Annotated in this window: 9 protein-coding genes; 7 read left to right on the forward strand and 2 right to left on the reverse strand. The window is 58.0% G+C overall.

The genetic code is table 11. The features are described from left to right. On the forward strand, positions 1-390 hold a 390-nt coding region (locus NW846_RS12045; RefSeq protein WP_414516125.1), incomplete at its 5' end, for an ABC transporter substrate-binding protein. Here NW846_RS12045 and NW846_RS12050 read toward each other — a convergent pair. Then, positions 387-914: a phycobilisome rod-core linker polypeptide gene (locus NW846_RS12050; protein ID WP_414516127.1), complete on the reverse strand. Its 528-nt coding sequence runs from the start codon at positions 912-914 to the stop codon at positions 387-389. The genes NW846_RS12045 and NW846_RS12050 overlap by 4 nt on opposite strands. 444 nt (positions 915-1,358) lie before the next feature. Between NW846_RS12050 and NW846_RS12055 the strand changes: the two genes are divergently transcribed. The 6 genes from NW846_RS12055 (at position 1,359) to NW846_RS12080 (ending at position 5,342) form a co-directional block, all read left to right on the forward strand. Further along, positions 1,359-1,844: a 2Fe-2S iron-sulfur cluster-binding protein gene (locus NW846_RS12055; protein WP_011429430.1), complete on the forward strand. Its 486-nt coding sequence runs from the start codon at positions 1,359-1,361 to the stop codon at positions 1,842-1,844. A 217-nt stretch (positions 1,845-2,061) separates the two neighbouring features. Then, positions 2,062-2,700 (forward strand): V4R domain-containing protein, encoded by a 639-nt coding sequence (locus tag NW846_RS12060; RefSeq protein ID WP_041438834.1) that lies wholly within the window; start codon positions 2,062-2,064, stop codon positions 2,698-2,700. A gap of 408 nt (positions 2,701-3,108) precedes the next feature. Further along, entirely contained in the window at positions 3,109-3,633 is a 525-nt protein-coding gene (locus NW846_RS12065) for a hypothetical protein (protein WP_168173316.1), read from the forward strand. A gap of 31 nt (positions 3,634-3,664) precedes the next feature. Beyond that, complete coding sequence (locus tag NW846_RS12070; RefSeq protein WP_240527736.1) at positions 3,665-4,135, forward strand: phycobilisome protein; 471 nt, start codon at positions 3,665-3,667, stop codon at positions 4,133-4,135. 324 nt (positions 4,136-4,459) lie between these two features. Further along, positions 4,460-4,852, forward strand: a complete 393-nt coding sequence (locus NW846_RS12075; RefSeq protein ID WP_414347890.1) for a V4R domain-containing protein — start codon at positions 4,460-4,462, stop codon at positions 4,850-4,852. A 310-nt stretch (positions 4,853-5,162) separates the two neighbouring features. Beyond that, on the forward strand, positions 5,163-5,342 hold the full coding sequence (locus NW846_RS12080) for a hypothetical protein (protein WP_011429425.1): 180 nt from the start codon (positions 5,163-5,165) through the stop codon (positions 5,340-5,342). A gap of 194 nt (positions 5,343-5,536) precedes the next feature. Here the strand turns inward: NW846_RS12080 and NW846_RS12085 are convergent. After that, positions 5,537-6,698: NADH-quinone oxidoreductase subunit M (locus NW846_RS12085; protein ID WP_414516130.1), on the reverse strand; the 1,162-nt coding region annotated here is incomplete at its 5' end.

The raw sequence follows: 6,698 nt of genomic DNA on the forward strand, positions 1-6,698 counted from the left end.
CTGCTGGCCGACTACGGCTACTCCCCCTACGCCACCACCCTGGAGACCACCCGCCCCTTTGCCGAACAGCACCCGGAGCAGGTGCGAAAATTTGTAGCTGCCTCCATCCAGGGCTGGCAGAGCTACCTAGAGGATCCCCGCCCCGGCAATCGCCTCATCCGCCAAGACAACCCCAACATGAGCGAGGCCCTCCTGGCCTACGCCCACCAAGCCCTAAAAGACTACGGCCTTCTCACCAGTGGAGATGCCGCCACGCTGGGGATCGGCGCCATGACCCACCAGCGCTGGCAAACCTACTTTCAGGAGATGGTGGCCCTGGGGATCGGCGCAGCGGGTCTGGAGGTTCGCCAAGCCTATACCCTCGACTTCCTCCCCGGCCCCACTGCCTAAGGGATCCCCACTTCCATCGCCGCCAAACTGTGCAAAAGCGGGGATCCCTGCATCCCCAGCTCATGGCGCCGGTGCATTTGGTTTGTCAGCAAGTAGGCCAAAGGTGGGTGGCCGCTCAGCCGTTGGCGGGGGTGGGGCAGATGGTCGTTGCCGAACTGGTGGCGGTACTCCTCCGAGTCGATAAAGGCATTGACCATGGCCTGCAAGCCCTGGTGCACCAAAATGTCGTGGTAGGCGGCCACCTCCTCCTTGCTGGCCGGGGCCCGTCCCAAAAAGTGCTTGAAACCCTGCTCCACACAGCGGGTGTTGCAGCCGGCACTGAAAAAGAGTTGCCGGTAGAGCCGGGATCCCCCAATTTGGCGAACCAAGCGCTTGATCCCAATTCGGCCCCGCAAGAAGTCCTGCTCGATCTTCTCCAGCTCTCCCGCCTTCTCGTGCTGGTAGGGCTGGCGTTCCAAAAGCTGTTGGTAGGCGGCCCGCAACAGGTTTTGCAACAGTTGCGGATCCCGCTGGCGTAGTTCCATAGCGATAGCTCCCAAGCAACGCGACCGACAAAAAGCGATTAGCCAAAAGATCGACTTAAAGAAACGATGAAGATAGAGTTGCTCGATAACTTTTACAGTCGGCAGTAGCCCGATCCAAAAATTGTCAATGCCAACCTGGAACCCAATCGAGCAAAAGCCCTACTCAAGATTTATCTTGTCGATAAGATGAACTGGGGAAGCTTGCGATAAATATTTACGAGAAGGCCACAGTTTTCTCGGGTTTACGTGATTCTACTTTCGAGCTTTCTGGATGGATAACTTTTCCGTATCTACTCGTAGTTAAAGATTATGACATTTTGATTCTTCCAGCCTGGTCAAAATCCAGAATACGAGTAGAAACTGATTTTCCGCTTGCATTGCTTTTGCGGCAGGGCGTGCCTGTCGGCAGAGGTTTTGTTTGCTTTGAACTTGGGGATCCCGCCTATGGTGAAACAAATCCGGCTAGAGCCCCTATCCCGCGTCTCGGAGGTGGATACCTACAGCAATTTGCTGTCGGCCATTTTGTCGGAGGAGCTCCATGTCTCAAAGGAATGCAACGGTCGCGGCCTCTGCGCCACCTGTCATGTCCACGTCAAGGAGGGGATGGAGGCTCTTACCCCCATCACCCCCCGCGAGGCGAAAACCCTGGAGACAATCACCAGCGCCCGCAGCAATTCCCGGCTGGCCTGTCAGGCGCGGGTGGTGGCCGATGGGGTGGTGGTGGAGCTGCCGCCGGGGATGTACGTGAACTCGCTCAGGGATATCGAAGTGCTCATCGGTCGGCGGGCCGAACAAGATCTGCTCCACCCGCGGACGGGGCGCGTTTTGGTGGAGCAGGGCAAGATCATCACTCGCTCCACCGTCAAGCAACTGGAAAACGAAGATTTTCGCATCATCGGCAGCACCCTTGCCCAGACCAGCGAGGCCTAAGGGATCGCGGCAGCTTAGCTAGGCCGCTGCGGGGGCGCAATCCCCGTGGCTCACAGGCAAAAAAGGCCAGGCTAGAGGCTCAATAGATTGAATTTCAACAAGAAGGCAGCCCATCAAAGCTAGGGACTTTTCCGATTACTTTGCCGTCTAGATTGCTCCTTAGGAGAAAGCCATGGTTAGCACCACCACTCGATCGGATCCCCGTCCCGCAGTCACCATGCCGGTGGGCCGCGACAAGCACGCTCACTACAGCTACCGCGATTTCTTCCGCTTTAACCGAGAGCAAGGCACGATTATCGACTGGAATAACACCCAAAACCTGCTGCTTAGCGAAGACTTCATTGTCGGCCTGCAGGCCGGCCTAGAGCGGGAAGTGGGCGATGCCTCTGCGGCGGTGATGTACACCATCGGCAAGGAGTGGGGCGTCCGCGATGCCCAGCACTTTTCCCAGTGGTACGAGCGGGAGTACGGGGTTGGGGTCAAGCAGTCCAACCTTTTGTTTTTGCTGGAGACCTGGTGGTGGCCCTTTACGGCGCAAGGGTGGGGCAAGTGGGAGGTGGAAACCGAATCCAAACAAAAAGGGTTCTTGTTCATCAACCTGTTTGACTCGATGGTGGCCCGCACCCTGGGCGACGTGGGCAAACCGGTTTGTCACCTCTATGCCGGGCTGTTTGCCGGATTTTTCTCTGCCATGACCTCCCGTGAGCTGGCCTGCATCGAGATCCAGTGCTACGCAATGGGCGAAACCTACTGCAAGTTTTTGCTGGGCAGCCAAGAGCGCATCGATGCCGCCAATTTCTGGATGAGCGAAGGGGCCAGCGCCCGTGAGATCGAGCAGCGTTTGCGCCAACTGTGAGGCCTGCCTGTGGCTTTTGCAGTCCCTCTCTTCGGCATTGTGGGGAGGATGCCTATGCTTACTTCCAACCTCAACCCCAATCTGGACTTAGGGCAACCGCTAGCAGTTTTTTTGCAAGGGTTGAATTGGGATAACCGTCCCTCAGTCCAGACCTTTTTCTCCTCAGAAGTGTTGCCGGAGTTCGGCGCGTCCCTGCTTTTGGCCCAGTCGGTGTTTTTGCCGGCTGCAATTGGTCGGGCATCTGCCTGCGCCCAGAGCTGCCGCCAGAGGATCCCTTTACCCTTGAGGATTTTGCCGCTTTGTTTGGCGGAGCTTTGCTTTAGCCCTGCTTGGCCCCAACTTAGGCCTTGCTTCCTCGAGCCGCTCGATCTTTTGACTCGTATCGCGTTTTTTAAGGAGACCTCACCCATGAACGACCTTCGCCCTTGGCCGGAGCGCATTGCCGATCGAGAAGGGGATTACCTGACACCCGACGATCTGCAAGATCTCATCCGCTACGCCCTCTCGTTTCCAGAGCGGCTGGATCTCTACCAAGTCTTGCAACAACAAGAGCGGGCGTGGATCGAGCAGGTTCTGCAACAGCACGGGTACACCGGCGGGGCAGAATCCTCTCTTACCCCCGCTCAGCGCCTCTTGGCCCGGCAACTGGCCTTCTGCCTGCGCTCCCTGGGCTTGAGCCTGTTGCTGGGGGATCCCACCCCTCTGCAGCAGGGGACCCTTGGCGCGATGGAACAGTATTTGGGGCTGCCGCAGGCGCTGGATCAACTAGGTGCAGTGGTGCAGGGATCCCTGTCAGCAGAGCAATGGGAACTGCTTGCCCCCTACTGGCAACTCCTGCGGGCTACTGGGGATCCCTCTTCTGCCCCTTTGCCTAAAGCCAAGGCAGAAGGGGCCTCGGAACCGGCACCTACCCTGATGGAAATGTTCGCGTAAGACCAGCCAACGGAGGCTCCCGATGATGCTGATGAATTCAAGCGTGGCCGAGCTGATGCAGCAAAGCGAGGGTCGCTATCTGCGCCCAGATGAGTTGAAAACCCTACACGCCTACGTGGAAGGGATCCCCAAACGAGTCCGCCTATATCAAGTCCTGCAGGCCAAGGAGCAGGAGCTGGTGGATTGGGTGATGGAAAAGTTCCAACAGATGATGCCGAATTTGCCCCGCCAACATGGGCACCTGGCCTGGGAGCGCTGCCGCCGCGACTTGATCATGGTGTGGCGCTACTGCTGCCTGGCTATGCTGCTCAATGACGAGGATTACCTGCGGGATAAGTTGCTCTACTGGCTGGAGACGATCCTGAAATCTTTCAAGATGCGCGACCAGTGCCAGCCCGCCTACAAGTTGATGCTCGACTCCCTCAGCGCTGTTTTCGGCCCCGAAGAGAGCGAGTCCATCCGCCCCTACGTGCTCTTGGCCAAGTCGATGCTGGTCAACTAGAGTCCAGAGGACAGCCATGACCACCCTGCAAGAGCTCCTGCAAGACCAGATCCTGCCCGGCCACTGCTTCAGCCCTGCCTACTACATCCGCCCCGACATCCACAGCGGCCTGCTCTACAGCCGGGGAGGATACCGCCTGGCGGCCTTTCCCATGCCCCTCTTGGAAGCCATCTACGCCGGCTTGCGCTACGAAACCGGCCAAGCCACCCGCGTCATCCTCTACAACTGTGGTCGCGAGTGGGGAGAGGCGTTTTTCCGCCGCATTGAAGCCGCATTGAAGACGAACTCTCCCGCTACTACCAACAGCCGTTGCAGGAATTGCCGATGGGGATCTTCCTCGATGCCCTCAGCGATCTCTGGGCCACCCACGGCTGGGGCCGCCTGGAGCTGGATTTTTCCGCCGCCGACCGCGGCCTGGTTCAAGCCAAGATCCGCAACTCCGGCTTTGCCCTGGCTGCTCGTGCCAGCCTTAGGCCGGAGGAACTGTCTGCGCGGCGGGAGCCGGCTGGCCATCTGGAGGCGGGCATGCTGGCCGGCCTCTTCTCCTTGCTCTCGGAACGGGATCTAGTCTGTGTGCAGACCACCTGCGAGTCCCTGGGGGCCGACCTCAACCGCTTCCTCATCGGCACCGCCCAGCGCCTGCACAATTGTGAAGAATGGGTGCGCAAAGGCCTCTCCCACGAGGAGATTTGGGATCGGCTGGCCGCCGGTTCCTAGGGAGGGATCCCTGCTGAAGACCCATGTTTCCAGGCTGGCAGAGAAGGAGAGAATTGAATTTTTCTGGGTCTTAAGACTTGTAAAGACAAAGACAAATCTCCCTGCTCAATCTTTCATCTTTTGCAAAGTTTTTTGGGCTCCTCGGCCAGTAGGTCCTCAACTGAGCAGCCGTCGAGATCCCAATTGCTAAGAAAGTTAGCTGTCCTTAGGGATCCCTGCGTAATATATTTTTTCACACGCTCCCCTACAAATTCGCCATCCTAAATATTAGCTATTCCAAGTCTTGAGCAGTTGCGAAGGGGGAGAGGCAATGAATGCTCAGCAACGGAGCCAAATCATCGCTTCGGAGTGGATGATCGACAGCCAAAATCCGGTTCATTCCATTTCCCGGCTGAAGCGGCGGGCAACTTACTCCGACGTTACCCTTTGGTGGCTGGTGGTGCAGCTCAATCTGAGCGAGCACAACTCCATTCATTCTGATCCTCGCTAGGATTGACAGCCCAAGGAGAGTCGGTTAGAAGGGAATTCCAGCCCAAAACATCCTCACTCACGAGTCCAACTCGAAAGTTAAAGCAAGCTAAAAAAACAAAAGAAGAGCTGAAACTTGAGGTAAGCAACTTCTCAAGCAACAGCTCTTCCGTTCAAGGCGAGACCAATAGAGAGAAGCGGGGATCCCGATGCTCCCTAATCTGTCGGGGGCAAAGCCGCCACCTGAGCCGGTTGCACCGGCAGGAGGGGCCGTTGCACAATTTCCGTCGGCAGGGCACTGCGCAACTGAGCAGCTACCGCCACCGTTGTAACGTCGTAGGTTTGGGTAGCCAGCCGCGGGTAGAGGCCAATGCCGAGAATCGGCAACAGCAGACAGAGAGCCACCGCCATTTCCCGCGGGCGCAGATCGCCCGGGTACTCTTCCAGCACCAGGCTGGGATCCGAAGGGCCATAGAAAGTCTGCCGCAGCAGAGAAAGCAAGTAGACAGGCGTCAAGATAAGACCCACTGCCGCCAGCAGCGCCACCCCTGCTTTGAAGGCTGGTGCATAGGCATCGCTGGTGGTCAAGCCCAAAAATACCGTCAGCTCGGCCACAAAGCCGCTCATCCCCGGCAGCGCCAAAGAGGCCAAAGCTCCTGCCGTAAACAGGGCAAAGGTCTTGGGCAGTTGCTTGGCCAATCCTCCCAACTTCTCCAGAAAAAGGGTGTGGGTGCGCTCATAGGTGATCCCTGTCAAGAAGAAGAGCACCGCCGCGATCAGCCCGTGGGAGATCATCTGCAGCAGAGCGCCATTAAGCCCCAGCTCCGTAAAAGTTGCCATGCCAATCAACACAAAACCCATGTGGGCAATGGAGGAGTAGGCTAGCCGCCGCTTGAGGTGGTTTTGTCCCAAGGCCGCCAGCGCCCCATAGATGATGTTCACTGCCCCCAGCACCGCCAGCACTGGCGCGAAGTACACATGCGCCTCCGACAAGATGCCCACGTTTAGGCGGATCAGGCCGTAGCCCCCCATCTTGAGCAGCACCCCGGCCAGGATCATGGAAATGGGCGCCGAGGCTTCGCTATGAGCATCCGGCAGCCAGGTGTGCAGCGGAAAGACCGGCAGCTTCACCCCAAAGGCAATTAGGAAAGCTGCATACGCCAAGATCTGGAGAGCCAGCGGATAGGACTTGGCCCCCAGCTCTGCCATCTCCAAGCTAAAGCCCTCGCTGCCAAAGGCCATCGCCAGGGATCCCACCAGAATGAAAATAGAGGCGGCAGCGGTGTAGAGGATAAACTTGGTGGCGGCGTACTGGCGCTGTGGCCCACCCCAGATGGCAATCAGGAGATAAACGGGCACCAGCTCGATCTCCCACATC

It is taken from the genome of Synechococcus sp. W60.3 (assembly GCF_047502615.1).
Lineage (GTDB): Bacteria > Cyanobacteriota > Cyanobacteriia > Thermostichales > Thermostichaceae > Thermostichus.

Bases quoted from the DNA above. Each gene is read 5' to 3' on its own strand.
- NW846_RS12075 (WP_414347890.1), top strand. From the start codon at position 4,460: ATGGGGATCTTCCTCGATGCCCTCAGCGATCTCTGGGCCACCCACGGC.
- NW846_RS12080 (WP_011429425.1), top strand. From the start codon at position 5,163: ATGAATGCTCAGCAACGGAGCCAAATCATCGCTTCGGAGTGGATGATC.
- NW846_RS12060 (WP_041438834.1), top strand. From the start codon at position 2,062: ATGCCGGTGGGCCGCGACAAGCACGCTCACTACAGCTACCGCGATTTC.
- NW846_RS12070 (WP_240527736.1), top strand. From the start codon at position 3,665: ATGAATTCAAGCGTGGCCGAGCTGATGCAGCAAAGCGAGGGTCGCTAT.
- NW846_RS12065 (WP_168173316.1), top strand. From the start codon at position 3,109: ATGAACGACCTTCGCCCTTGGCCGGAGCGCATTGCCGATCGAGAAGGG.
- NW846_RS12055 (WP_011429430.1), top strand. From the start codon at position 1,359: ATGGTGAAACAAATCCGGCTAGAGCCCCTATCCCGCGTCTCGGAGGTG.
- NW846_RS12050 (WP_414516127.1), bottom strand. From the start codon at position 914: ATGGAACTACGCCAGCGGGATCCGCAACTGTTGCAAAACCTGTTGCGG.